This window comes from Bartonella sp. MR100HLJHH (assembly GCF_042194215.1).
Lineage (GTDB): Bacteria > Pseudomonadota > Alphaproteobacteria > Rhizobiales > Rhizobiaceae > Bartonella > Bartonella grahamii.
The window spans coordinates 1-1,221 of record NZ_JBHIMR010000066.1 but is presented as its reverse complement, the minus strand read 5'-3'; the positions used below and the strand labels follow the sequence as shown (position 1 = coordinate 1,221).

Genomic DNA, 1,221 nt, shown 5'->3' with positions numbered 1-1,221 from the left:
CCCATTTATGTGGTTGGAAAGATGGTCAAGAAACGAAGCAGCAAAGATAAAGGTCTTACAGAAAAAGAACAACAGCTTCTTCACGAGATGATAGAGACCTATCAAGGCTTAAAGATGATGTCACGCATCATGAAATTGATTGCCTTCATCCTCTTTATGTTTGTAATAGATTTTTCCCGTTTCGTGGACGCCGTAGAGAATAGCTTCTCACACCTCAAAAAGTGGATAACAAAAAGTTAGATATCAAATCTCTCCTTTAAAAATATGATGAAACAAGAATTTACACAAACATTGTTTGCGTGGATGGGTGGTAAACACTATCTGCGTAAGAAAATTATACCGATTTTAAATAATATTGACCATGAAACCTATGTTGAACCGTTTTTAGGTTCTGGTGTTATTTTCCTAAATAAAAGACCAGCAAAATATTCCGTTATTAATGATCTGAATGGAGAGATTACGAACCTGTTTCAATGTGTTCAAAATGACTTTGATGATTTAGCCAAACGACTAGAATGGTTTGTTTGTTCGAGACAGTTGTTTTTTGAACTTGCATCTATTGCCCCAGAAAGCCTTTCCAAAGTTGAAAGAGCCGCACGTTTTTTGTTTCTCCAACGTTGTGTGATGTATGGGAAAAAAGATTATGTCTCTTTTAGCTTTGGAAGGAAAAAGCCTATAGCATTTAATCCCGATAAGCTGTTATCAAGGATGCGGCGTGTTAGACAGAAGCTTCTTGATACAACAATCTTAAATTTATCGTGGGAGCGAGTTGTCGAACTTTTTGATGCACCCGACAGTTTATTTTATTTAGACCCGCCTTATCTTGTGAAGAAGAAATGTTACAGCTCTGGGAATTTTGTTGAAGATGATTTTGTGAGTATGGCAAAAGTTCTCAAAAGCATTCAAGGCAAATTTGTTTTGAGTCTGAATGATTGTGATGAGGTTAGAGAGATCTTTAAGGATTTTGACTTTTTAGAATTAGAAACTCTTTGGACCTCTGGTTTTGCTAAAAAACCACCCCGAAAAGAACTCTTGATTCGTAATAATTGAAGAAAATCATAAAAAGATTTGTTAGAATCAGAAAAAATATTTCTTCTCTAATAGGACTTTTTTTGATGCTTACACCCTTTGGTAAAATTTTACGTAAACTTCGCGTTGATCACTCAGAACGCCTCTTAGATATGGCTAAGAAATTAGACATATCTGTAGCATTTTTATCTT

At 35.1% G+C, this 1,221-nt stretch carries 2 protein-coding genes and 1 pseudogene; all 3 read left to right on the top strand.

Annotation, left to right across the window (positions count from 1 at the left end):
* Positions 1–9: 9 nt before the first annotated feature.
* Positions 10–240 (top strand): hypothetical protein, encoded by a 231-nt coding sequence (locus tag ACFIJ7_RS09495; protein ID WP_375645186.1) that lies wholly within the window; start codon positions 10–12, stop codon positions 238–240.
* Between the two features lie 24 nt (positions 241–264).
* Complete coding sequence (locus ACFIJ7_RS09490; protein WP_375645185.1) at positions 265–1,050, top strand: DNA adenine methylase; 786 nt, start codon at positions 265–267, stop codon at positions 1,048–1,050.
* Positions 1,051–1,115: 65 nt separating this feature from the next.
* Positions 1,116–1,221 (top strand): annotated as a pseudogene (locus ACFIJ7_RS09485) (XRE family transcriptional regulator); the annotation flags it as partial.

Bases quoted from the DNA above. Each gene is read 5' to 3' on its own strand.
- ACFIJ7_RS09490 (WP_375645185.1), top strand. From the start codon at position 265: ATGATGAAACAAGAATTTACACAAACATTGTTTGCGTGGATGGGTGGT.